General features: G+C 41.3%; 24 protein-coding genes. 16 read left to right on the forward strand and 8 right to left on the reverse strand.

Features of this window, described 5'->3' with window-relative positions:
• Window positions 1–73: 73 nt before the first annotated feature.
• From ACH784_RS19765 to ACH784_RS19780, 4 genes are all read right to left on the reverse strand, one after another.
• Window positions 74–799, reverse strand: coding sequence for a YebC/PmpR family DNA-binding transcriptional regulator (locus ACH784_RS19765; RefSeq protein WP_404395330.1), 726 nt, complete (start codon window positions 797–799; stop codon window positions 74–76).
• A gap of 110 nt (window positions 800–909) precedes the next feature.
• A complete protein-coding gene (locus ACH784_RS19770) occupies window positions 910–1506 on the reverse strand; it encodes an HAD family hydrolase (protein ID WP_404395332.1) in 597 nt (198 codons plus the stop codon).
• A 182-nt stretch (window positions 1507–1688) separates the two neighbouring features.
• Entirely contained in the window at window positions 1689–2183 is a 495-nt protein-coding gene (locus ACH784_RS19775; RefSeq protein WP_404395334.1) for a DUF6702 family protein, read from the reverse strand.
• 3 nt (window positions 2184–2186) lie between these two features.
• Window positions 2187–4619 carry a M1 family metallopeptidase gene (locus ACH784_RS19780; RefSeq protein WP_404395335.1) on the reverse strand — a complete coding sequence of 811 codons (2433 nt, stop codon included), beginning with the start codon at window positions 4617–4619 and terminating at the stop codon, window positions 2187–2189.
• A gap of 454 nt (window positions 4620–5073) precedes the next feature.
• On the opposite strand from ACH784_RS19780, the gene ACH784_RS19785 reads away from it, so the two are divergent.
• From ACH784_RS19785 to ACH784_RS19800, 4 genes are read left to right on the forward strand one after another with little or no spacing between them, the layout of a single operon-like run.
• The gene (locus ACH784_RS19785; protein ID WP_404395337.1) at window positions 5074–5313 is read left to right on the forward strand and encodes a hypothetical protein; all 240 of its coding nucleotides are present in this window, start codon (window positions 5074–5076) and stop codon (window positions 5311–5313) included.
• A gap of 54 nt (window positions 5314–5367) precedes the next feature.
• Window positions 5368–6585: an exonuclease subunit SbcD gene (sbcD, locus tag ACH784_RS19790; RefSeq protein WP_404395339.1), complete on the forward strand. Its 1218-nt coding sequence runs from the start codon at window positions 5368–5370 to the stop codon at window positions 6583–6585.
• On the forward strand, window positions 6582–10238 hold the full coding sequence (locus tag ACH784_RS19795) for an AAA family ATPase (protein WP_404395341.1): 3657 nt from the start codon (window positions 6582–6584) through the stop codon (window positions 10236–10238). Before sbcD ends, ACH784_RS19795 begins: the two co-directional genes overlap by 4 nt.
• A gap of 1 nt (window position 10239) precedes the next feature.
• Window positions 10240–10917, forward strand: coding sequence for a class I SAM-dependent methyltransferase (locus tag ACH784_RS19800; protein WP_404395342.1), 678 nt, complete (start codon window positions 10240–10242; stop codon window positions 10915–10917).
• Here ACH784_RS19800 and ACH784_RS19805 read toward each other — a convergent pair.
• A complete protein-coding gene (locus ACH784_RS19805; protein WP_404395344.1) occupies window positions 10909–11436 on the reverse strand; it encodes a DUF6942 family protein in 528 nt (175 codons plus the stop codon). The genes ACH784_RS19800 and ACH784_RS19805 overlap by 9 nt on opposite strands.
• Window positions 11433–11885, reverse strand: coding sequence for a YaiI/YqxD family protein (locus tag ACH784_RS19810; RefSeq protein WP_404395346.1), 453 nt, complete (start codon window positions 11883–11885; stop codon window positions 11433–11435). The genes ACH784_RS19805 and ACH784_RS19810 overlap by 4 nt, the downstream gene beginning before the upstream one ends.
• A gap of 601 nt (window positions 11886–12486) precedes the next feature.
• On the opposite strand from ACH784_RS19810, the gene ACH784_RS19815 reads away from it, so the two are divergent.
• The 7 genes from ACH784_RS19815 (at window position 12487) to ACH784_RS19845 (ending at window position 19037) form a co-directional block, all read left to right on the forward strand.
• Window positions 12487–13062 (forward strand): uracil-DNA glycosylase family protein, encoded by a 576-nt coding sequence (locus ACH784_RS19815; RefSeq protein ID WP_404395347.1) that lies wholly within the window; start codon window positions 12487–12489, stop codon window positions 13060–13062.
• A 106-nt stretch (window positions 13063–13168) separates the two neighbouring features.
• Window positions 13169–13522, forward strand: coding sequence for a hypothetical protein (locus tag ACH784_RS19820; RefSeq protein ID WP_404395349.1), 354 nt, complete (start codon window positions 13169–13171; stop codon window positions 13520–13522).
• A gap of 136 nt (window positions 13523–13658) precedes the next feature.
• A complete protein-coding gene (gene yeiP / locus ACH784_RS19825) occupies window positions 13659–14231 on the forward strand; it encodes an elongation factor P-like protein YeiP (RefSeq protein ID WP_404395350.1) in 573 nt (190 codons plus the stop codon).
• Between the two features lie 215 nt (window positions 14232–14446).
• A complete protein-coding gene (locus tag ACH784_RS19830) occupies window positions 14447–15724 on the forward strand; it encodes an efflux RND transporter periplasmic adaptor subunit (RefSeq protein ID WP_404395352.1) in 1278 nt (425 codons plus the stop codon).
• Window positions 15725–15805: 81 nt separating this feature from the next.
• On the forward strand, window positions 15806–16498 hold the full coding sequence (locus ACH784_RS19835) for an ABC transporter ATP-binding protein (RefSeq protein WP_404395354.1): 693 nt from the start codon (window positions 15806–15808) through the stop codon (window positions 16496–16498).
• A gap of 9 nt (window positions 16499–16507) precedes the next feature.
• Window positions 16508–17821, forward strand: a complete 1314-nt coding sequence (locus tag ACH784_RS19840; protein WP_404395355.1) for an ABC transporter permease — start codon at window positions 16508–16510, stop codon at window positions 17819–17821.
• Window positions 17822–17831: 10 nt separating this feature from the next.
• Window positions 17832–19037 carry an ABC transporter permease gene (locus ACH784_RS19845; RefSeq protein WP_404395357.1) on the forward strand — a complete coding sequence of 402 codons (1206 nt, stop codon included), beginning with the start codon at window positions 17832–17834 and terminating at the stop codon, window positions 19035–19037.
• A gap of 77 nt (window positions 19038–19114) precedes the next feature.
• On the opposite strand, the gene ACH784_RS19850 is transcribed toward ACH784_RS19845, so the two are convergent.
• Together ACH784_RS19850 and ACH784_RS19855 are read right to left on the reverse strand one after the other, a co-directional pair.
• On the reverse strand, window positions 19115–19843 hold the full coding sequence (locus tag ACH784_RS19850; RefSeq protein ID WP_404395358.1) for a 5-oxoprolinase subunit PxpA: 729 nt from the start codon (window positions 19841–19843) through the stop codon (window positions 19115–19117).
• Window positions 19844–19854: 11 nt separating this feature from the next.
• On the reverse strand, window positions 19855–21567 hold the full coding sequence (locus ACH784_RS19855) for a glycoside hydrolase family 3 protein (protein WP_404396997.1): 1713 nt from the start codon (window positions 21565–21567) through the stop codon (window positions 19855–19857).
• A 311-nt stretch (window positions 21568–21878) separates the two neighbouring features.
• On the opposite strand from ACH784_RS19855, the gene ACH784_RS19860 reads away from it, so the two are divergent.
• From ACH784_RS19860 to ACH784_RS19880, 5 genes are all read left to right on the forward strand, one after another.
• Entirely contained in the window at window positions 21879–22010 is a 132-nt protein-coding gene (locus tag ACH784_RS19860; RefSeq protein ID WP_404395359.1) for a hypothetical protein, read from the forward strand.
• The gene (locus ACH784_RS19865) at window positions 22003–22953 is read left to right on the forward strand and encodes an ABC transporter ATP-binding protein (RefSeq protein WP_404395361.1); all 951 of its coding nucleotides are present in this window, start codon (window positions 22003–22005) and stop codon (window positions 22951–22953) included. Before ACH784_RS19860 ends, ACH784_RS19865 begins: the two co-directional genes overlap by 8 nt.
• Window positions 22950–23687, forward strand: a complete 738-nt coding sequence (locus ACH784_RS19870; RefSeq protein WP_404395362.1) for an ABC transporter permease — start codon at window positions 22950–22952, stop codon at window positions 23685–23687. The genes ACH784_RS19865 and ACH784_RS19870 overlap by 4 nt, the downstream gene beginning before the upstream one ends.
• A 93-nt stretch (window positions 23688–23780) precedes the next feature.
• Window positions 23781–24320 carry a transcriptional regulator gene (locus ACH784_RS19875; protein WP_404396999.1) on the forward strand — a complete coding sequence of 180 codons (540 nt, stop codon included), beginning with the start codon at window positions 23781–23783 and terminating at the stop codon, window positions 24318–24320.
• Window positions 24321–24469: 149 nt separating this feature from the next.
• Window positions 24470–25135: a hypothetical protein gene (locus ACH784_RS19880; RefSeq protein ID WP_404395364.1), complete on the forward strand. Its 666-nt coding sequence runs from the start codon at window positions 24470–24472 to the stop codon at window positions 25133–25135.
• The last annotated feature ends 338 nt before the right edge of the window (window positions 25136–25473 follow it).

The following is a 25473-nucleotide window of genomic DNA, read 5'->3' on the forward strand; positions in this document are numbered from 1 at the left end:
CCTTGTAGGATTTAAATCAAAAAACAAAAAAAGGAGCCGTCGCTCCTTTTTCAAAACCAGTTAAAATGGTTGTTTATTTGTTCACAATTGCGTTGTGGTAGATGTTTTGTACGTCATCACAATCTTCTAGCATAGTCATGAACTTTTCAAAGTTTGCAAGATCGTCTTCGTCTGTGATCTCTACATGTGTTTGAGGTACGAAAGTAATTTCATCAACTTCGAAATTAATGCCTTCGAATGCTTCTGTTAATGCCGTTTTTGCTTTGAAGTATTCAGTGTGTGGTGCGAATACAGATACTTTACCGTCTTCAACTTCAACATCTGTCACATCAACGTCAGCCATCATTAATGCTTCTAGTACAACTTCATCGTCGTCGCCGTCAAAACCTAGAATAGCAAAGTGATCGAACATATGAGCCACACAACCTGGGCTACCAATTTTCGAATCAGTTTTAGTGAATGGAAGACGAACGTCTTTAATAGTACGGTTAGGATTGTCAGTTAAACAGTCAACAATCACCATACAGTTACCCGGGCCGTAACCTTCGTAACGCGCCGGAGAATAGTCTTCACCCGCACCACCTGCTGCTTTTTCAATTGCTTTATCGATTACGTGTGCAGGTACTTGGTCTTTTTTAGCTTTGTCGATTAGACGACGTAAAGATAGGTTGGTTTCAGGATCTGCACCGCCGTTTTTAGCTACAACGTAGATTTCCTTACCATATTTTGAGTTAACTTTGGTTTTTACCGCCGCAGTTTTTGCCATAGCGTTTTTGCGGACTTCAAATGCTCTTCCCATCTTAATTCTCGTTTTTATCAAATTAAATAAAATTGCCCAGATTCTAACAAGACTCTGGGTTTTGAGCTAGTGGGCAGCGATATTAGCTGTATTTTTTTGAAAACCTAACTTTACGGGAGCACTAATTTAGTCAACTGAGAAAAGTGCTCTATGCTATGAGTTGCTGAGTCTGCGTAGTCAGGGCGTGCATCGATAATATATAAACAGCTGTCCATATTAGCATTTTGAGCAGCTTGAATGTCGAAAAAGAAGTCTCCGACATAAATGCAGTCCTTCGGCATTAATTGCCACTGTTTCACAACTTGAAGCAAGGCTGTAGGGTCTGGTTTAGCTGGTGCGTCATCGCGAGTAAGTACAAGATCGAAATTGAGCGCTGTTTTTGCCAGCTTTAACTGTGCAGCATGTTGGCAATTGCGCGTAACAACGGCCATTTTGATGTTTTGCTTTGAGAATTCAGCCAAGCAGGCTTGTACACCTGGCATGAGCATCGCCGATTCGGCATCTTGATATTCATGATTTAACACAATATCCATCGCTTCTTTGGCTTGTTGCTCAGGGAGTTGCTCGATGTAGGAGAGTAAATCATCGTGTTCAGTGCAACCTATTTCGGCACGGATCTGTTTAAAATTCAAAGAAGAGCTGACTAGAGTGTTATCTAAATCAAATATAACACCTTGATAGCGTGCATGCGCATTGTGGTTTGGCATAGAGAGTATTTAGCTCGGATACAAATTTGCAGTGTATACGAAATAGAAGAATTTTTGGATTATCTTTGTGCCTATGTATTGAAGTCAAACTGACCCAAATACATGATATAAAAAAGCAGCGTAACTTATTAAGCTGCGCTGCTTTCAATTTTTACCATGGTAGGTATTAAAAACAAGGGGGGTTAGTTATCAAAATGAACGGTTAGCCAGTCGTCATCACCATTAAAGTGAAGCGTTTTGACCTTGCCCTTACCTTCAAAATTCACCATGTTAACTTGCTCAGACCACACATCTCTAAGCGCACCTTGTTGCATTCTTAAGGCGCTGAATTTGGCAGGAATTTTGGTTTCTTGATAAACCCAAAAAAACTTACCATCAATTTCTTGACCGACCAAAGAGAGCTTGAGAGGCGTTTTATCCGCTAACTGTAAAGCCACTTTACGGTTTACGTATTTGGCAAAATTCTCTCTGTCTTTTGCACTTTTGAACAGGTCTGCATGACCGCCTAATAGACTTTCAACGGCATGCTCAGTGTCGTGCAGATAAAAGCGATGCATGAGCTCTAGATTGCCCGAGCGCTCATTGATGAGCACAGTGGTCATTGCTGCTTTTAACTGGTGAGCAGCCGCATGGCCACTCAACAGTAAAAGCAAGCTGGCGGTTAGCCAAGCTTTCATTGCTTAGTCCTTGTTTTCTTTTTTGTCTTCTTCATCTTTTTTCAGCTCAGTTTTGATGTCATGCATAATGTCACGACGCACTTTTGCTGAACTCTTCTTGCGTTTATACACTTCTAAACGTGAAGGGATGATCTGACGAGGGTAATGGTTGTTTTCAATATCGACATCGGCCGTCTCCCAACGCGGATCAACCACAATAGACTTTAATGGCTTGTCTTTGTCAGTAATGATCAACTTACTCACTTTATTTGGACTGCGACGCCAAATCTCAGCAGGAAGCACACGCTCTTCTGTCGTTCCATCTTGGTATGTCAGTTCAAGTAGAATAGGCATAACTAAACCACCTAAGTTACTGAACTCCATTACGTAGTAGTTTTTGTCTTCTTCTACGGCTCTATCTAGGGCTTTACGTTCCCAAGGTTTGAGCTTTTTCAAGAAGCTTTGGTAAGCGTTACGTTCTTTGTTGGTTACCGTAAAGCGGTCATTGTCATCGTAAAAGTCAGACACGTCTTTGTTTTTATCAACCCAAAGCTCGCGGCCTTCTTCTTGGTTGCGCTTGTTGAACAATGACATAGGCTTGCTTTGTTCAAATTCACGTAAACGCGCATAGTCGATGTCTGGGTTCTTAGTATCGATTCTTAATTGATAGACTTTGTCTAGCGAGATATCAACATGATCTGTGGTGTAGAACCAACCACGCCAGAACCAGTCTAGATCAACACCTGACGCTTCTTCCATAGTGCGGAAGAAATCAGCTGGTGTCGGACGCTTGTATTTCCAGCGCTGTGCGTATTCTTTAAAAGCGAAATCAAACAATTCACGACCTAAAATGACTTCACGAAGAATATTCAGTGCTGCAGCCGGTTTAGTATAGGCATTCGGACCAAGATTCAATACGCTGTCAGACTGCGTCATGATAGGCACTTGGTTTTCTGATTTCATATAAGATACGATATCGCGCGGCTCGACACCCCAAGGAATAGTTGGATCCCATTCACGGCCAGCTACACCATCTAAGAAGCTGTTTAAACCTTCATCCATCCACGTCCATTGACGTTCGTCAGAGTTAACGATCATTGGGAAGTAGATATGTCCAACTTCATGAATAACCACGCCGATCAAAAAGCGCTTCTCAGCTTGTGAGTAAGTGCGAGAACCATCATCACGTAACTCTGTACGTGGGCCATTAAAGGTGATCATCGGGTATTCCATACCGCCTACAGGGCCGTTTACCGACTGGGCGACTGGGTACGGGTAATCAAATGAGAAGCGAGAGTACACTTCCATGGTGTGGATCACAGACTCTGTAGAGTATTTTTTCCAAAGGTCGCCGCCCTCTTTCGGGAAGAAAGACATCGCCATTACTAGTGGTTGCTCTTTACCGCCTTGCTGATAGCCTTTCGCATCCCACATAAATTTACGAGACGATGCCCAAGCGAAATCTCTGACATTTTCAGCTTCAAAGCGCCACGTTTTAGTCTTATCTGTGCCCGCTTTTTCGTTTTCAATCGCTTCTTCTTCAGTCACAACAAACACAGGTCGTTTTGCTGTCTCTGCTTCTTTTAGGCGTTTTTGCTGAGTTTTTGTTAGTACTTTGCTGGCATTTTTAAGCTCACCGGTTGCAGAAACAATGTGATCTGCAGGAACGGTTATCTCAACATCGTAATCACCAAATTCAAGGGTAAATTCACCACGGCCTAAGAACGCTTTGTTAGTCCAAGCTTCATAGTCAGTGAAAGCCGTTAAGCGAGGGAACCACTGAGCAAGTAAAAAGATATCATTGCCATCTTTTTCAAAGTGTTCGTAACCTGAGCGGGCGCCAACCGCATCTTCTTCCACAATGTTGAAAGCAAAATCAAGACTAAATTCGGTCGCTTTACCTGGCTTTAGAGGTTCGTTTAAGTCGATGCGCATCATAGTGTCAACAATGGTGACTTTTAGTGGCTTACCGTCTTCGTCTTTAACATCACTGATCACAAAACCAAGTTCCGTGTCGTCCATAAATTGTTGGCGACGTAATTGGTTTAAGCTGATTTTTGCAGGTTTTGCCGCAGGGTTACTCTGTAACTCGTTTTTGAAAGTGGCACTACGCTCAGCAAGCGAGTCTTGCTTAAAAATATTCTGGTCCAGTTGTAACCAAAGGTATTTTAGGGTGTAAGGTGAGTTATTTTTGTATTCAATCGTTTGTTCGGCTGACAAACGACGTTGCTTTTCATCAAGCACAACATCGATATCATAGTCGACTTTTTGTTGCCAGTATCGCTCGCCAGGTTCACCTGCGGCACTGCGATAGACGTTTGGAGTTGGTAACACTTCATCTAACTGACGAAATTTATCAACAAAATTGCCTTTAGTTTGTTCAACTGCACTGGCAACAGCAAGGCTTGACGCCATAAGCGGTATACACAGTGACAGCACACTGGTTATTTTTTTCATAATGTTTTCCTGCACTACCCAAAATGTGATTGTTCAGTACTTATCTTTGTAAGTTTATGAACCAAGTAATTATATCTGAATGAATATCAAATAAGCAGTTTGAGCGTCGCAAAACCGTCAATAAAAAGCAATGTAAATGAGATAAAGTAACGCTTAAGCTGATAAGTAACTTTATTCAGGATTTTTACCACTAAAGTACAAGTTCTAAATTAATGAAGATCGCTGAAAATATAATGATAAAACAGCCACTGATAATTCATCGTGCGTTTATTTTGGTGGTTTATGCTGGGTATTAACAAATTTGATCAAAAAACCTTTGTTTTACTGTTGATATTTACCGCGAATTATTTTTAAATTCGCGCTCTTTAATTTTGAGCAGATAGATACGTTAAAAAGTTGGCGTTAGTTTTGCTCTAGATAGTGTACCCGTTTAAAACAAAATGTGGTGAGCAATATGGATTTCTACATCCTGAAAAAGCAAGACAAGCTGGTTGCGATTCCGGCTGATGAACAAAACTGCAAACAGTATTTAGAAGATGGCTACTTTTACGTAGATAAAGTCGCCGCTTGTAATGAAAAATCTGCACTAGAAGTATTGCAAAACAAGCAAACTAAAGTGTTTAAAACACCGGTTTTATTATTTTTACTGGCCTTACCTGTTATTGCATTTATTTGGTGGCAAATTACACGTTAAACAAATACTTAAAGCAATGATATAGTAGCGCTTCAATGCGAAAGGGAGCGCTACATGAAAGTATTACACACCTCAGATTGGCACTTAGGCCAACAGTTTTATGAACATGATCGTGTTCAAGAACATCAATATTTCCTCGACTGGTTGGTCGAAACCCTTTGTTCCGAGCGAATCGATTTATTGCTTGTGGCAGGTGATATTTATCATACAGCAACGCCTCCCTCTTCTGCTGAACAGCAACTTTATCAATTTATTAAGCAAGCTAAGCAGGCATGTCCTGAGTTACATATTGTTATTATCGCGGGTAACCACGACTCGGCAAATCGCATTGAAACGGCCAAACCGCTTTTAAAACAATTTGATACCCATGTAATTGGTCGATATGACAAAGCGTTCCCAGAGTCTTGTTTGATAAACGTAGAAACTGCAAACGGTAAAGCGCAAGTGGTTGCCATGCCGTTTTTACGCCCTGCAGATGTGACGTTAGATACGCAAAACGACAAGGCTTATCAACAAGGTGTGGCGCAAGCTTATCAGTCAGTCGTTGCACTATGTGCAGACAAAGCCGCGCCAATTATTGTAATGGGACATTTGCATGCCAAAGGTGGCACTATCAGCGAAGACTCAGAACGGAATATCAGTATTGGTGGCTTCGATGCGGTCACTGCCGAAGTGTTTACTGATAAGGCCGATTATGTCGCGCTTGGACATCTGCATAAAGCGCAAGTAGTAGCAAAATGCGACGCAAAGCGATATTGCGGTACGCCAATGCCGATGTCATTTTCAGAGAAAAATTATCAGCACCAAGTGTTGGTGTGCGAATTTAATGGCAAAACATGTGAAAGCGTAAACCCCCTTTACACACCAAGGTTGAGAGAGCTCATCGTACTACCAGAAAAAGGGGGGGCAGACATAGAGTCGCTATGCGCTGCAATTGAAGAGCTTGATTTAGCTGACTATCAAGCCTGTCCTTATTTACGACTGAGACTGAATGCCAGCGAAACAGATAGCCAGTTTCGAGAAAAAATATCAGCAAGCCTAAAAAATAAAGATATCCTGTTTTGTGGTGTTGAACGTGTGCAAGATACCCAAGTGCAAGATGATGAAGTGATTTTCCAAGATTTAGGGCAAGTTGAAAAACTAAATCCACTTGATTTACTTGAATTAGTTTACAAGCAGCAAGTCGACACGGAACAGGCCTTACCCGCAAATTTAGCTGACTGTTTAGCGGAAGTGCTAAATGACATGGAAGAAGAGGAACAACGCGCGTGAAGTTAATCAAAATTTCAATAACAAATTTAGCTTCAATTACTCATGCTGAGATTGATTTTGAAAAAGCCCCGTTAGAACAAGCTGGCTTATTTGCAATTACTGGCGACACAGGCGCAGGTAAAAGTACTTTATTAGATGCTATTTGTTTGGCGCTCTATGCCAAAACAGCGCGATTAAAAAATGATTTAAAGAACACGGTTTCGTTTAATGGTGATGAGATTAAGTTAAACGATCCGAGGAACTTGCTTCGTCGAGGGTGTGCTGAAGGTGCAGCAGAAGTGGTGTTTTTGGGGCAAGATGGTGAGCGATATTTAGCAAAGTGGTCTGTTGCTCGAGCTCGAAAAAAAGTGACTGGAAAGCTTAAAACATTTGAGCATGAAATAATCCGTTTAAGGGACGAAACATTATTAGCGCACAAGAGTGCTGCGGTTAAAACGGTCGAACAACTAATCGGTTTGAGCTTTGAGCAGTTTACCCGTACCGTTTTATTGGCTCAGCATGAGTTTGCTGCATTTTTGAAAGCCAGCAGTGATGAACGCGCACAGCTTTTAGAGTGTCTAACGGCGACCGATAAATTTAGTCGTATTGGTCAGCTTATTTTTGAAAAGCATAAAGAGAAAAAAGCTGAACTAGAAAGATTAAAGGACAGCTTAAGCGCCTATACATTACTGACTGACGAACAGTTACAGCAATTGACTGAGGATGCTCAGACATATAAACAGCAGCTAGATGAAACCAGAGCACAACAGTCACAGCAAAAAGCGGCGTTGCAATGGCTCACTGAATCCGCTCAATTGCGCACACAGCTAACTCACACTGAGCAGGAAATAGAAAAAACGCATCAATCGCTCATGCAAAGAGCAGCAGAATTTGATGAAGCTGAGCAAGCACAAGCCGCATTCGAAATAGCTGATAACCGGCAGCAATTATTGGCTACTCAGAATAATTTAAGTAATTTAGAAGCAAAACAAACTCACCTTAAAGCGCAAGACTTCTCGGCTCAAATTGCACAGGCTGAGGGCGCATTTGCTAAAGCCGCCGACGATTTAAAAGCAACTGAAGCTTATGAGGCTGAGCAACAAAAGATGCTCACGCAAGTTCGACAGCTAGATACACAAATAGCCAATGCTAACTCAGTGTTTCAACAAGTCATCAAACAACGAAGTGAGCTAGAGCAGCAACAAACGCAATTAGTGTCAGAACAGAAGAACTCAAAGGCTCAATTACAACAAATCAAACAACAGAGCGTAGAGCTTGAGACTGTGCTATCGGCACAGCACAGTTTACAGAGCGCACTTGAAAACTGGTCTCACTTAAAAGGTTTGCTCGATTCTATTGTAGAAAAACAAGCACAAGCCCAAAACATTCGCGAAGCGCTAGAAAATGCGCAGGCTCAAAAGCAAAATAACACGATACAATCAGAGCCGTTAAAACAGGCGCTTGGAGAACTTCAATCACAAGTAGCGGTACAACAATCATTAATTGAGGCATTACAGAGTCAAGCTAGTCAGTTAGATATTGAGCAATTGCAAACGGCATCACAACGTTTACAACAAGTGCTAAATTTGATGCAGCAGCTCAATGAAGCCAGCTCTGAGCAATTACAATATCAGTCAGCACTTGCAAGTAATTTGCAAAAGAAGCAAGCCATAGAAGTGCAAATGGCTGACACCGAAAAGCAAAAAGAATTCAGTAAACAACGAGAGCAAGTAACGCGAGATAGCCTTACACAAGTGCAACTGCGTGCCAGTGAAAGTATCAGTGCATTACGTGCTGAGTTGAAGCCTGGCCATGAATGTATGGTTTGTGGTGCAAAAGAGCATCCTTATGCAGTTGATCATATTGATAGTCACTGGGCAAACTTACTCAATGATTTCTCTGTTCAGCATCAACAAGCTGAGCAAGCTTATGAGCAAGTGATGCAACGCAGCCGCGCGCATTTAGCTGAATTTGAAAAAGTTAATGCGAGATATCAAGAAAATAAGCTTCAGAATCAGCGTTTGATAAACAGAGTGAATGAATTGCAAAGCCAGCTAGCCCAATTCGAAGAATATCAAGATTGGTCACAGCAGCAGTGTTTGCAACATCAACAAACCCTTACTGAGCAACAACAGCATTACTCGGCTATACAGACTCAGTTACAAAAAGCATGGCAAATACAGCAACAAGCGCAACAACAACTCGAACAAAAACAAGCGCAATTAAATAGCTTGTCACAGCAAGAGGCTGAGCTCTCTAATCAAATTGAGCAAATGCAACATACACTAACGACTTCCTCGCAAGACATGTTACGCGCGCAGCAACAAGCAACAGACTACTACAGTGAAAAAGACTGGTGGGCTGAATTTGAGTTGTCACCACAAGCAGCATTAATGTCTCTTGCAAACTCGGTAACAGTATTTAAGGGGAATAAAGAGCGCTTAGCTCAATTGCAGCAGTCTCAACAATCATTAGCATTACAACTGACTCATTTTGAGCAGTCACAGAAGAATCTCGAAGCACAGCTTAAAAATGTGCAACAAGCCGCTGAAAGTGCGCAATCAGAGCAGTGTGATTTAGAGCAAGCAAGACAAAAATACTTACCAAAAGACGTGTCTGCTGATGACTGGCAGGCTCAATGTCAGGCTAAGCTAAAAGACAGTCAGATTGTTTTACAAAACTGTACTGAGCAGTTAAAACAGATAAAGCAGTCTGAAAAAGACAAAGAAAAAGATTTGGCTTATTTGGGTGAGCAGATCGATATTTTACTAACTCAGAAAGCATCATTAGCTGCTCGCTTTGAACAATGGCTGGCAGAAAAGTCTGAGCATTACCCTCAATTGAACGAAGAAAAAGTCGCTCAATTACTGACGCTGTCAAAACCAGATGTTTTAAACAGCTTGTCACAGTTTAAACAGCTCTCAAATAGTAAAACCGAGCTTTCGGGCAAGCTCAGCCATTTAAAAGAGACTTTACAAACACATTTAGATAAAGCGCTTACCGATTTATCAGAGCAACAACTTAATGAGCAGTTAGTAATTTTAGAGTCTCAATACCAGCAGCTTCAACAGCAATGGTTAAACGTTAATACGCAACTTGAACAGCACCATAAAAATGTTGAAAAGCTGGCCGCCGAACAGCAAAAACTCAATGCATTGCAAGGCAAATACGAACATTGGCATTTGCTCGATAAGCTACTGGGTGATGCTACGGGTAAGAAGTTACGTAATATTGCACAAACTCAGACGTTAAAAATCTTATTACAATACGCCAATCAGCACTTATCAAGCTTATCTAAACGGTATCGTCTAACTGTCATCGGCCACTCTTTAAATATCGCCATTATTGATAAAGACATGGCTGATGAGCAGCGTTCGGTAAATACCTTGTCTGGCGGTGAATCTTTCTTAGTCTCTCTTGCGCTTGCCTTGGGATTAGCATCATTGTCATCAAATAAAGTAAACATAGGCTCACTATTCATTGATGAAGGTTTTGGTACCTTAGATCCCGAGACTTTGAGTGTGGCACTAGATGCACTCGATGCGCTGCAAGCTCAAGGGCGAAAAGTCGGTGTTATTTCGCATGTGAGTGAAATGTCAGAGCGTGTAGCAACCCAAGTTCAGGTGAAAAAGCAACCCGGTGGTTATTCTCATGTGTTGGTAAAAGGAGCCTAATATGCCTGATTTTAAAGGTGAGCAAGCAACGTATTACGATGAAAGGATCACCCGATTAGTACCTGGTTACGAATTACTGCATGGTTTGGCCGGAGCACAACTGCAAGTGTTATTTCCTGATGAAGCGAGCATCTTGGTCGTTGGTGCAGGTACGGGTAAAGAAATAATTGAGTTGGCGAGACTTAATCCGAACTGGTCTTTTATCGCGCAAGATATCTCTGAAGACATGTTAGCGATTGCAGATCAAAATTTTACTAACTTGGGCCTTAAAGACCGAGTGCAAATACATTGTGGTGAATTAAGTTCACTGACAACTTCTGTGGATTGTGCATTATGCCTTTTAGTACTGCACTTTTTAGAAGATAACGGCGATAAAAAAATACTGTTAAATCAGGTAAATCGAGTTTTAAAACTTCAGGCACCTCTTCTCATTGCTGACTTGATGAAGCCTGAAACGCAATTCGAACGAGAAGCGCAGTTGGTATTTTGTCGTACTCTGGGTTTGACTGAAGTTGGTCAAACTCGGATGCGCCATAACTTAGCGCACGAATTTTTCCCACTAGATCGCATGCGCTTTAGCGAGCTACTCGATGAATGTGGATTCACCACCCCTCACCTTTTCTTTAAGGCACTTGGTTTTACTGGGGTAAGTTGTAATAAGAGCGCTCTTTTACTCTAACTCGGTTAACAGCTCAACTAGCCGAGTTATCTTAATGTTGCTTAACTGTCGGTAGTCTAGATATGGACAGATCACTAAATTACTAACTTTATCTATAGCGAACTCCTCATCTAACCACACTAAAGTGTTAGTAAAAATGTGATCTCTGAGTAGTTTTTTTGCATATGTTCTGCCTGCAATTACATGAAATTTATAATTTTTCTCTGAAAAATTCGGTGGGCTAAATAGTAGGGCTTCTTGGCTATGCCCTTGCAGCAGCGCCTTGTCTCGATAGTCCTGCCAGCGTGTAAACTTAGTAAAATCGTGATCTCTATGCTGCCATTCAGCCAGTATCTTCGCATATACATTAAATACTTTACGCCAGCCATTACCGCATGCTTGGTTTATTACTTCGATTTCTCCTGAGTTAAGTTGCTGTACTCTATCAAGAAATTGATATTCTGACATGCTAGGAGGGTTTTCTACGTAAATGGCGATTAACCCCTGCTCTACTCCAAACCCCTGAGTTGGTAAATTCATGATCTGTGTTGTGCCAGTAAGCTATCTAGGGCATTCGCGAATGTTTGCTTGTCGGTGCTGTTTAATTTTGCAGGACCCCCTGACATTTCAACACCACTGCTGCGCATGGTATCCATAAAGTCTCGCATGTTCAGAATTTGCTTAATGTTATTCTCTGTGAACTTTTCGCCTCTTGGGCTAAGTGCGAAAGCGCCCTCTTCAATAACTTCTGCTGCCAGAGGAATATCGGAGGTGATCACTAAGTCATTTTCTTTAACCCTTTTTACAATCTCGTTATCAGCAATATCAAAGCCTTTACTGACTTGTAGTAAGTTTACAAATTGGGTAACAGGCACTCTCATGCTGTGATTAGCGACCAATGTGGTGTGTGTCTTTGTGCGTTCTGCTGCACGGAAAATGATTTCTTTAATAACAGCCGGACAAGCGTCCGCATCTACCCAAATATGCATATAGTGACTCTGAGTTAGTAAAATTTTGGTGTGAAGCGGATCATACCGATAAAACTCAAATCAGCAAGTGTAAACCCCCTTTACAGTTAGTTTTGAAACCGTTTTGGACATGCCTGTAAATTTTTGTTCATTTTAGTTTTCTTTGAGAATGTAAGAACTGTGCATAAGTAGATCAAATTTTTACTAAGCTAACGCTTAATTTTTCTTGCCCCTAAGTATTTAGATCAAGCTTTTACTAACTTGGTATTTCATAGATCACATTTTTACCTACTCAAAGTAAAACTCTATTTATTAGATCATGTTTTTACTAAGTGAATTTAAATTAGCGTGTGACATATTAGGTATAGATCAGCTTTTTACTAACTAGATTTGTTGGATTATTTGTATAGATCAGAATTTTACTAGCTTAACCTAGTAAAATTCTGATCTCTGAGTGTTACTCCTATCTGCTTGCTCTTAAAAAGCGCTACAAGAATATATTTATCTGCAAAGAGAAGGTTAAATATCAGCCTTGTATGGTTTTGTTAGTAAAATCTTGATCTTAAAGTTTGTTGATTAATTTAAAGTGTTAGTAAAATAGCGATCTGAATGCAATCAAACCATGGATAAGATGAACTTAATCAATCAAATAAAAGCATGCAATCTATGTGATGAAAGCTTACCCTTGGGCGCTCGACCAACTATTCAGGCCTCTGGGGTTGCTAAAATCTTGATCTCAGGTCAAGCCCCAAGTTTGAGAGTTCATCAAACGGGTAAGCTGTTTAATGATCAAAGTGGTGATGCACTTAGAGCTTGGCTAGGAGTAACCGAAGCACAATTTTATAATCCCAGCTTATTTGCCATTGTGCCTATGGCGTTTTGTTACCCAGGTAGGGGCAAAAGTGGTGATCTACCACCTCCTAAAATTTGTGCTAAAACTTGGCAGCCAGCTCTGAGTTCATATTTCAACAATGTAAGCTTGCATATTCTTGTAGGGCAGTACGCTCAACGTTACTTTTGTAAAGGGTTTAAGTCAGTAACACAGCAGGTCAAATTATGGGATGAGATGTTACCAAACCGTGTTGCTTTACCGCACCCGAGCCCCCGAAATCAGCCTTGGCAGGCTAAGAATCCCTGGTTTAAAGCTGAGCTATTACCTGAATTAAAAGTGCAGATTAAAACGTTAATCGATAGTTAAAGTTATTTTAACGAGAAAGTATTGTATTTTTTCATTAGTCAATCCATACTTCGTTGGCATTACACGTGATTACAATTTTTAACAAGTACATTCTCAAGGATAGAATATGCTCAACAAGGTTACTGGCTGGTGTGCTGTTTTACTTTCACTTATGGCCTTTTATCCAAGTAATATGACCGGTGGTTTGTCATGCATTGGCTTTTATATAAGCTTGTTCGCAATGTTTATTGGTGCCTATGCAAGTAGTTTTGGCAGATATGTTTATTTTTATTTGGTTTTTCTTTTCTCACTGATCAATATTTTCGTTATCAATGATGGAACGAATGTATTTTTATTCTCACAGCAAAATGACTGGGTTTATGTATTATCAATGTATGGCATTTTTGCAGTCGTGAGTGTGGTTTGCTTTGGTTTACTAAGAAAAGAAACACTGTTAGCGCAATTAGACGCTGTTAATTAACCATTTTAATAAGTTGGCTATTAAATTAGTCAACTTACTTACCTACCCTTTTATACCTCTCTTTCCTTCTCTGCTTGGCGTTTTTGCGACTTCATGGTAGTTTTTGGCAAATTTATTTTTCAAAGAGATAAAAGTCATGCCTAAGGCAAGTGAAATAAAAAAACATAATGCCATTGATTACAATGGTCGAGTAATGATTGTTCGCGATATTGAGCGCTCAGTACCTCAGGGTCGTGCAGGTGGTAGCTTATACCGTATGCGTATGTACGATGTTGTAACAGGCGGCAAAGTTGACGAAACGTTCAAAGCTGATGAAATGTTAAACCTTGCTGATCTAGTACGTCGCCCGGTTATGCTGTCTTATATCGACGGTGAAGAGCATGTATTTATGGACGAAGAAGATTACACGCCATATAACATCAATAGTGCTTCTATTGCCGAACAAGTTCTGTTTATTAATGAAGAAACAAAAGGTCTGCAAGCTGTTTTAGTTGAAGGCTCGCCAGTTTCTATTGACTTACCATCAAGCGTAGAGCTAGTTATTGAGGACACATCACCTTCAATTAAAGGTGCTTCAGCAAGTGCCCGCACAAAGCCTGCAACGCTAACAACAGGTTTAATTGTTCAAGTACCTGAACATATCTCTACTGGTGATAAAATCAAAATTAACACTGATGAGAAAAAATTCATGGGTCGTGCTGACAGCTAACCCCTCTCATTGCTGCGGTTTTATGTTTTAACCGCAGCAATGCATCATTATTATCCCTTCCCTCTCTTCTATTTATTTTAATTAACAAAACTTTTACCTTTGTTTTTTTACTGATAAACTATGTCCCGATTTCACTAATCACCATACTTTTTTGTCAGAATGCTTTGATATCACTTCAACATTCACTTATTGCTACGGATTAGCTAGGATTTTTAATGAGTTATATTCCTGATACCAGTGCACAGGATTCACTGGTCGTTGTACCAAAAAATAATAAAAAATGGTTTATTCGCGCGCTAATCGGTGTGTTTATCATCTTTCTTTGTTACTTTTTTGTATCTCCTGCACTTGTTGGATGGTCAGGCGGACAGTCTGCTATTTCCATAGATAAGTTACGCATAGCTAAGGTCATGAAAGGTGATTTTATTCGTGATCTAGCGATACAAGGCAAAGTGATAGCTGCACGTCGTCCTGTTTTGTACAGCCCTGCCCAAGGTTCAGTTACTTACTTAGTTGATGCGGGTGACAGCGTGCAGCTTAACCAAGTCGTTGCGCGTATTGAGAGTCCCGAGCTGCAAAGTTTATTTGAGCAAGAAACGACTAAATTGTCGCGCTTGAAAACGCAGCTATCCCGAGAAAAAATTCAAGCCAAGCAAATTCAATTGCAGCAAGAAAATCGCATTGGCCAAGCTCATGTTGCCTTAAATGCAGCAAAGCGAGAGATGCGTCGTTCTGATGAGGCGATCAAAAATCAAGTTATTAGTGATATTGACTATCAAAAAGCCAAAGATGATTTAGAAAACGCAGAACGTGAATACAATCATGTAAATAAAGAAGTTGCGTTATTAAAAGAAAGCCAAGCGTTTGAAATTCAGACCTACGAACTAGAGTTTAATGCACAGAAGGTCAAAGTCACTGAGTTGCAAAGACAAGTTACGGGTTTAGAGATCCGCTCTCCGGTTGTTGGCGTTGTTGGTAATTTAAATTTTGAACAAAAAAATACAGTTAGCAAAAACCAGCCACTTATGAGTGTGGTTGACCTCAGCGAATATGAACTAGAGGTACAAATTCCAGAAACGTATGCTGATGATCTAGCCATCGGCTTACAAGCCGAAATTACCTTTAATGACAATGCTTTTTTAGGTGAGTTGGTGGCAATTTCCCCTGAGATCAGTCAAGGACGCGTGCAGGGTAAAGTTCGTTTTATAGATCACTCTCCAGCTAACCTTAGGCAAAATCAGCGTTTAACAACACGCATTATTTTAGAGCAAAAGCAGAACGTCGCTTATCTACCTCGGGGTCAATATTTACAAAAGAATGGCCAGTACCTTTATGTTTTACGTGACGGAGAAGCCATAAAAACCCCAGTAAAGCTTGGCTCAATTGGTCTTACAAAAGTCGAAATAATGTCGGGTCTTGCTGTAAATGATCAAGTGGTTGTCTCTAATATGAATGTCTTCAAAGAAGCACAGAGCGTGCGGGTAATACAGTAGTTCAAATCTTAAAAAGTGGCTTCGTCAACGCGTTAGCCACTCATTTCGTATTGATGTTTGGAATAATAATAAGGAAAGAAAATGTTAAAAATGACAGGGTTAGCAAAAGTCTATTTAACCTCTGATGTGAAAACACAAGCGCTTCAGCCTTTTGACCTCTCTATTGAGCAAGGAGAATTTGTCGCAGTGATCGGCCCTTCAGGTTCGGGTAAAACCACCTTTTTGAACATCGCAGGCCTGCTCGAAAATCACAGTGAAGGTGTCTATGAGTTAGATGGCAAAGATGTATCTACGCTCTCAGATAAGCATAAGTCAGCCTACCGAAATGAAAAAATAGGGTTTGTGTTTCAGAGCTTCAACCTTATTCCTGAGCTTAATCTTTATGACAATATTGATATGCCGCTGCGCTATCGAAAGTTTACAGCCAAAGAGCGTGATGAGCGCATAATGAAAGCGCTAGAGCAAGTTGGCCTTGCTGGTCGTAAAAATCACTACCCGACTCAATTATCAGGTGGTCAACAGCAACGCGTTGCGATTGCCCGAGCAATAGCCGGCTCACCCAGTGTGATTTTTGCCGATGAGCCAACAGGTAATCTTGACTCAAAAATGGCGCAAGGGATCATGACGCTGTTACAAGACATCAATGCTTCTGGCACCAGTATTATTATGGTGACCCATGATAACGAGCAAGCTCAGCAGGCTCAGCGCATCGTTCAGATAAAAGATGGTGTGTTAAGTGAAGATGCACCTGTTATGGCTCAAGCCATCGCCTAAGGAGTGACGATGTTTTCATATTATGTGAAATTGGCACTGATCAGTTTTAAGCGAACACCATTGCTCAGTTTTTTAATGGTACTACTAATAGCAATGGGCATAGGTGCAACGATGACGACCTTTACGGTGAGTTATATGATGAGTCAGGACCCTATCCCTTCTAAGAGTAATAGAATTTATTCGGTACAAATGGATAGCCGGGGCGACGGCTATGATTGGGGCGAAAGCACATTGACAGAAATCACCTATCTGGACATGCAAAATGTCATCAATTCAGGGATCCCCAAGCACCATGTGGTGATAAGTGCTGTTAGCACAATGCTCAGAAATCCTCAGCAGCAAGTTCAAGCCATCAAAAGCAAAGTAAGAACCACAACTGCTGATTTTTTTACCATGTTTGAAACGCCATTCTTGTTCGGTTCAGGCTGGGATGAACAAGCAGATAAGCAAGCTCAACAGGTTATTGTATTGACAAAAAAGTCTAACGACCGCTTTTTTAATGGTGAAAACTCTGTTGGGCGTTTTTTACAGTTTGGCGAAGCCCTTTATCAAGTTGTCGGAGTACTAGACGACTGGCAATTAATGCCCAAATTTTATGGTGTCAAAACAGAAGCTTTCTCTGAACCTCACGATGTCTTTATCCCATTTAATACGCAAATTAAAAATGAGTTAATGGTAGGGAATTTAGTTAACAATACTTGTTGGAAAAGTTATGAGGGTGATGACTTTTCAGCGTTTCTCGCCTCTGAATGTATGTGGGTCGTGTTGTGGGTTGAACTAGAGAATGACGCGGCGAGAGAGCAATATCAAACCTTTATAGATAATTATGCTCTTCAACAACGTGAACTTGGCCGTTTTGCAAATCGAATTCACAACCGCTTAGTTGATGTTAAACAGTACCTTGTAGAAGAAGAAATCGTCTCAGATGACAGTAAAATGGCTGTATGGCTGTCGGTACTATTTTTGATTGTATGCTTGCTCAATTGTATGGGTTTAATGATGGCTAAATTTCATGGAAAAGCAGGTGAAGTTGGTTTACGCAGAGCGGTTGGGGCAAGTAAGCAGCATATTGTGGCGCAATTTAGCGTTGAGTTAGCTGTAATAGGTTTTATCGGTGGCTTATTTGGATTGCTATTGGCGCAATTTGGCTTAGCAGCAGCGGCAAATTTATATAGCTACTTGCATGTATCACTTATGCAAATGAACCTGATCTTAGTATTGGGCACCCTATTATTGGCTGTTTTAGTGAGCTGTACTTTTGGTTTACTTCCTATTTTTAAAGCCAGTAGAACGCAACCTTCAAGTCAGCTAAAAAGTCTGTAGGAGTGAAACAATGAAAGATTTAGCACCTATTATAAAGACGTTACTGAAAGCAAAAGCCAGCCCATTGCTATTGATATTGCAAATTGCGATTACCTTTATGGTGATGGTGAATGCCGTCAATATGCTTAGTGAGCGCAGCAAAAACATGGCACGACCGATTGGTGTAGATGAGGCTAATAGCTTCTATATACAAACTAATTTACAAGGCGAGTCCAATGCTTTGGGGGCGCGTTTAGATGAAGATCTCGCTTTGCTACGTGCTTTACCCACGGTACAGGGTGTAACACCTATGTCAGCCATTCCACTTGAAGCATGGGGGCGGGCAACGCTTATAAATAAAGAGCCTGCAAAGGTGTTTGAGTATGGTGCTTATTTTGCTGTAGATGAAAGTGTGGTTGAAGTACTCGGCTTAAACTTAATCGCAGGTGAAAACCTGTCTGTTGAAGATGTTTATACTCTGCCGATGGATGGGGTCGACCTTTCAACAAATATATTGATAACAAAAGCGGTAGCGCAAAGTTTAAGCCCAGATGATTGGCAACAAGCTGTTGGTATGACCGTCTATCTTTCAAATGATAAGCCTCAACAAGTCAAAGGGGTAGTAGAAACAATGCAAGGCCCTTGGCCATTGTGGTACGGCGTCGAGTCCAATGTTATCTCGCCATTACGTGAAGCATATAGTGAGGTTCGCTATTTCGTTAGAGCAAAACCAGGTCTTCGTGATGAAGCCATGGAACAAGTGTTAGAAGCCTTGCTTAAAACACCAGGACGTATGATTGAAAAGGCAAAAACCATAGAAACGTTAAAGTTTGAGGCATATCAGAGTGACCGAGCAACGAGTAAGCTGTTGATAGGCGTCTGTTTGGGTCTACTCATTGTTACAAGCTTAGGCATTTACGGCCAAGCTCGCTTTTCGGTTAACCGTCGTAAAAGGCAAATAGGCACGCGCAGAGCATTAGGGGCAAGTAAAGGTCAGGTAATGCGATTTTTTATGCTTGAAAATGCCGTGGTGAGTGTTACGGGGCTCGTTATTGGCTTTATTGCGGCATTATCTCTGAGCGAACAATTTGTTCAACATTTTGGTTTAACACCAGTACCGCTACCGTACTTATTATCAGGTATGGTTGCATTGTTTGTGCTAGGCCAGCTGTCAGTGAGTTACCCTGCACTGCAAGCGTCAAGAGTGGAGCCTGCTATCGCAACACGCAGCGCTTAATCACTTCAGCTTAATTGAAAGCCAGATCACATTTTTACTAGGTAAAATTTTGATCTGGCTTTTTTGTGTCTGAGTAATTATTTCTCTATCAACTGCTTAATCTCTTTCACTAAAGCAATACTTGCTTCGTTATCTCCATGTACACATAAAGTATCGGCTTTTAGTGGGAGCGTACTTCCTGAGCCCGTAGTAACTGTGCCTTGGGTTAATAACTGTTCTACCTGTGCCATTAAGGCTGGCTTGTCATGCACTGCATTAGGTTCAGTTCTTGGAGTTAAGCGCCCTTCGTTGGTATATAAGCGATCCGCAAATGCTTCAAACAACAATGGTAGGTTATATTTTTCAGCCATAGCCAAGTGCGACGGCTGCTCGTTGGTCGCCAGTAGCATTAATTTTAGCGGTTTGGCATAGCTACTCACTGCCTGCATAACCGTCTCTAAAACGCCTTTATCGGCCATCATGTCGTTATAAAGTGCACCATGGGGTTTTACATAACTAATTGATAATCCGTGTACTTGTGCCATGCCATCTAAAGCCGCAATTTGATAGTGCAAACAATTTACTAACTCATCATGACTGAGCTTCATAGAGCGGCGACCAAAACCTTGCTTGTCGGGATAGCTTGGATGCGCACCAATTTGCACATTGTGCTGTTTAGCAAGCTTGAGGGTTTGTGCCATCACATCAGGGTCTCCTGCGTGAAAGCCACAAGCAATATTAGCTAAATCAATCACTTGCATGGCGTGGCTATCTAACCCCATTTGCCATGCGCCAAAGCTTTCACCTAAATCGCAATTTAATAACATTTTTGCTTCCTTTAAATACTGACAGGGAGTTGGCCTTCAGGCTTTTTGAGGCCCAAAATCACTTTTGCGAGCGCGGTAAACGCAGGGCCAGAGATCACATTTTTACTAACTACATCGACATTGTATGCATAACTGGCCAAAACAGCTTGTGCGTAAGGCGCATAAGTTGGGATCTCATACGGGGCGCGCAGGCTAATAAATAGCGTTGGCTTTTCAGCAAGTTTTGCCTGCTTAAGCAGCGCTAACAGGGCTTTAGGCTGCTCATTGCGCTTGAGCTTAAAACTGTCAAGGGCCTTTACATCATCCATACCGCCAATCTCAACAGCGCTTTGTTGTGGACTGGCATGGGCGGCTATGATCAGATCTGAGTTAGTAATATCTTGATCTGCCTGTTTTGGATCGAACCCTTGCAAGCTACTACATGTGATATGTAACTCTTGCTTGCTTAAAGAAAGTAAGGCTTGCTCAAGTGCATGACATTTTTGCGTATCAGGCATGACCAAATGAATGCGTTTGTGTTTAGCTTGAATAGGCAACAGGCCGTTGTTCTTTAGTTGAGTAATGGCCGCAACAGCGAGTTCACTTTCAAGTTGTCGGTGACTCGGGTTACCTAATGTCGCTTTAGCAATGGCGGCAGAGCGGGGCGCTGGGCTTGCTAAAAACTGTTGCTTGAGTGAAATAATACGCTGTGCTGATTGTGCTATTTCAGTCTCATTTAGCTCACCTAGAGCGACCGCCGCATTCAGCGCACTCATTAGTTCATCAAGCTTTTTAATATCGTCAGGTGTTCGAATGGCAATCGGCATCAGAGCAATATCAACCCCAGCCTTAAAGGTTTCAATCACCGCGGATGTTGGAGAAAAGAAGTGGCTGATCCCCGCCATATCAAGTGCATCTGTGACTGTTACGCCTTGGTAGTTGAGCTTTTCTCGTAACAAGTCATGCATAATTTTACGAGACAATGTAGCCGGTTTAACCATGACCTCACCTTGCTTATTCACAAAGGTGCTGTTATCGAGCGCGGGATACTGAATATGCGCCGTCATGATCATGCCCGGCGCGTGTTTATCAATAATATATTTAAAAGGCGCCAGCTCTACATTTTCAATACGTTTTAAATCGTGTTTAACAAGCGGTAAACCTGTGTGGCTATCGACCGAGGTATCACCGTGACCCGGAAAATGCTTAAGCGCTGAAATAACATTTTGCGCTTCAAATGCTTCAACTTGTGCGGCGCCCATTTTGGCAACTTCGAGTGGGTTCTCTGAGAAAGAACGAACGTTGATCACCGGGTTATCTGCGTTGTTATTCACATCAACGGTCGGTGCAAAGTTTACATTAATACCAAGGCTGTTTAGCTCTTTACCAATGACGCTGGCCACTTCACTTGCATAGTGAGTACCGTGTTTATGGTAAGTGGCTCCTATGCTCATATTACCCGTGAATGACGAGGCTTCAGCGCGGTTGATACGGGCTACACGGCCACCTTCTTGGTCAATAGAGATAAACAACGGCTGTGGATTTCTAGCTTGCTGAGCAGCCGTTTGTAAGTCATTGGTGAGTTTTACGATCTGTGCAGTATCAGGCACGTTTTCGGCAAATAAGATAACGCCACCAATATGGTGCTTAGCAATAATCTCAGCAAGCGGTTTTGGCAATGTGGTCATGCCTTGTCTACAAGCTTTTGACTCGCCAGTTTCGCAGTAATAACGAAAATCTAGCATTAACTTTTGACCAAGTTGCGCTTCTAAAGGTAGTTCAGAGGCATGATTGAGCGTTTTTGCTGCACCACTGGCACTGATTGTCATGGCGATCACCATCCCGATATGTTTAAAAAATTGCGTCACAGGCTACCTAAATTATCTGGCCTTACACTGAATGGGCTAATTTAGCACTTGCTGCACTGAATTAATAATCTACGTCGATAAAAACATGACACTTGTCATATCAATCAATGACAAAGCTCACTGAAACCCTTTGATGTCTTTAGTCATACTAAACCCATCAAAGTTAATCTCGCACTGAGGAATTGGTTATGGAAAGCATGATGTGGGCAGTATTAGGCATGGCATATAGTTTAATTGCCGCAGCGTTAAGCACTTACAAATACAATCGTGGTAAGCCATTTAATGGTAAATCAAGAAACACAGAGGTGGACTATGACTAATTTGACGGTGGTTTCGGTTAAAAATTTACAGCATAGCTATGGTGAAAAGTCTGTCCTCAAAGGCTTAGATTTCTCGCTGCAAGCAGGTCGCGTTTACGGATTTTTAGGTGCCAATGGGGCAGGTAAAACAACGCTAATTAATCTGTTGCTTGGGCGTTTAAAAGCGTCTCAAGGCAGCATAGAAGTGTTGGGTAATAAGGCAGGCTCCGCTGCAGCGAAGGCCAAAGTTGGCGCTATGCTACAAATAGGTAGTTTACCCGCGAATTTAACGGTCATTGAACAACTTAATTTGTTTGCAAGCTACTATAAATCGCCGATGTCTGTTTCTAAAGCGTTGCGTTTGAGTGATTTAAATGCCCATGAAAACACGCAATTTAGTAAGTTATCAGGGGGCTTAAAGCAGCGCTTATTGTTTGCCATTGCCATTATTGGCGATCCACAACTGGTGTTTTTAGATGAGCCGAGTTTGGCAATGGACGTGAATGCACGCCAGCAAATGTGGCAAACCATTCGACAATTAAAAGCACAGGGCAAAACAGTCGTGTTAACCACCCACTATATGGAAGAAGCTGAAGCGCTGAGCGACGAATTATTCATCTTAAATAAAGGCAAAATTGTTGCCCAGGGCTCGCCAAGTGAGTTGAGCCATAGCATGCAACTGAGTGAGGTGAGTTTTGCATCAGATCTAAGTGAAGAAGCAATCACTGCTTTATTGCCAGAATGGCAATGGCAAATTGTAGCAGGCAAAGCCACTACACAATGTAAAGCGCCAAGTATGCTGCTAAAGCAGGCTTTTGCACAGGGACTCAGCTGTGACTTACTGAGCGTTAAACCCTCATCGTTAGAGCAAACTTTTATTTCATTAACAGAAACAGCTGAACTCAAAGACACTGCATCAGCAAATTCAGCGTCAGACAAATCAGCTAAGGAACAAGCAGCATGAGCAGTTTAACTTTACATAGCTTAAAACAAGAAGCTTGGTGCGACGCCAAAAGTGTCTTTAGAAGTTTAGGGTTTGTAATTCCTGCATTGGCATTCCCTTGTGCATTTTACTTATTTTTTGGTGTCGCAATGGGTGATGAAAAAACCAGTAGCTACCTGCTCATTAACTACATCATTTTTGGGGTAATGGGCCCTGCACTGTTTAATTTTGGTGTTAATGTCGCCACAGAAAGAGAGCAGGGGTTGTTAGCCTTAAAGCAGCTCTCACCAATGCCAGCTAGCCAATACTTGATGGGCAAAACCTTCACAGCACTGGTATTCTCGACCTTAATATTCGTGCTGTTATCTAGCTTTGCGGTGGTATTTGCAAATGTCAGCATGTCTTTTTTACAGTGGTTACAACTATATGCATTGGCATTATTTGGCACTTTGCCATTTTGTATGCTGGGTTTAGTGATGGGGTTAAGCTTTTCAGCGAAAGCCGCGCCGGCATTGGTAAACTTAATCTATCTGCCAATCTCAATGCTATCAGGGTTGTGGATCCCAATTACGATATTCCCTGAAATGCTGCAGTGGTTTGCTTGGGCTTTACCGAGTTATCATTTGTCGCAACTGGGTTTAAGCATTGTAGAAATGCATCAAGGGTTTACGCTTTCTTGGCATTTATTAGGTGTTGCGTTATTTACATTACCTTGCGGATTTATAGCAACAAAGAAGTACAATTCAATGAAATAACCTCATATTGTAATGCCCCTTTACAGAGAGGGGCTTTACCTCTTGGCTTCATTCCTTTACTCTAAAGAAGTTGTTAATTATTTCTTAAAAAACATGAAGTTTAGTTTTCAGATTTTCCAGTTCGATTGCGAACACAAAATCCTTACCCGCCACGGAAAGGTTATTAAGTTAAAAGACAGAGCTGCGAATATGCTCAAGTTCTTTATTTTGAATAACGATAGAATTCTGTCAAAAGCAGAGCTACTTGAAACTGTGTGGCCAGACAAAACGGTGTCAGAGCAGGTCGTCTTTCAAAACATCAGCCACCTACGCGCCATTTTTGGTAACGATGCGATTAAAACCTTTTCAAAAAGAGGTTATCAGTGGCAGCTAGAGCTAACAGAAGTAACGGAACAAGCTGAAGAGGTTGTAGCCGTCCCTGAGCCACAAGCGCCAGCTTCAGAAGAAAGTAAAACTGAGATCGAATCAAGCAATAATGAAAGCTCTGATAAAGCTCAGAAAAATGATGCGCCGACTTCTGATAGTACACCTGAGCAGCCTGTCAAAGACAGTAAATCGACAACTTGGCTCGGTATTTTAGGCGCTGCTGCATTAGTTGTGGCCACCGCAATTTGGATGGCTGTTAAATCTTAATACCCACCTCATACTTTTTATAAAGCGATGGCAAACATCGCTTTATTGCCCTCCATTTTTCTATAAAAATCATCATCTTTAAAAATCCTTTTGAACTTTCATGTACGCTTCTTGGTCAATTATTCACTAACTACCATGGAAGCATAATAATGAAATTATCAACAGTATTTGCAGCAAGCGTATTAATTAGCACCTCGATTTTTAGCCACTTTAGTTACGCGAAAGGTCGTAGTATTGAATATGGTGAGATGAACCAAGTGCGTGACATGGCCACCAATCAGGCAAAATCAAAGTACTTCAAAACTGCATTTAAACTCAATATAAATAACCCAGACATTAAGCCTAGTGATGTCAAAATCTGGCTTGAGCGAGAGGGTCAAGAGATTGCAAGTGCGGTTATTGATGAAGAAGGGAATATCAGTCTACCTATTCTGCCTCAAGATGAAGCAGAGAAAACCATGTTACACACAAATCAAAATAAAGATGATGTGGGTATTAGCCTATATACCGATGTGATACCACTCGATAGTGCGCTGCTAAAATATTCTGATGTGTTTGTTTTACTTGATGATATTAATAATTTCACCGAGCAAATGGCGGGAGGATTTTCAATGTTCATACCGAGCATGGACGAAATAAAGTTCACCTTTGAAGCTCCTGCAACTATCACGGTAAAAGACAGCAAAGGCAAAACCAAAACATACAAAACAGATGATGAGTTTGTGATTGAAATCCCTAAAAAGAAGCGTTGGATGCAAAGTGATACATGGCTTGAGTTCAGTGCTTTACCAGCTAAGTATGAGCCGATTAATTAAATTCTTATATAATGTTCAAAAGGGCGTAAAGGGGCTTTACGCTCAATTTTGAGATGTTTTGATTTATTCTTTATCACTATTGGAAAGCGTCCTCAATAATGCGTCTATTTCAGAAAAAGTTTGCTCTCTGTTGTCATTAAACACATTGGTATTGTTCAAAAAGATAACACCATATTATGTTATGAAGCGAGCATTAAACCTTGAGGCTAAGTTATACCAATCCTCAATAATACTCAATTATTTTGAGGGACTAAAACTGACGCTAACGTCGTTGAAAATTTCTTATTTACGACAGCATGGATGCAGAAGGTAGAGCAATGCAGGAGCAATTGCCGAGA

It is taken from the genome of Pseudoalteromonas phenolica (assembly GCF_044788725.1).
Classification (GTDB): Bacteria; Pseudomonadota; Gammaproteobacteria; order Enterobacterales; family Alteromonadaceae; genus Pseudoalteromonas; species Pseudoalteromonas phenolica_C.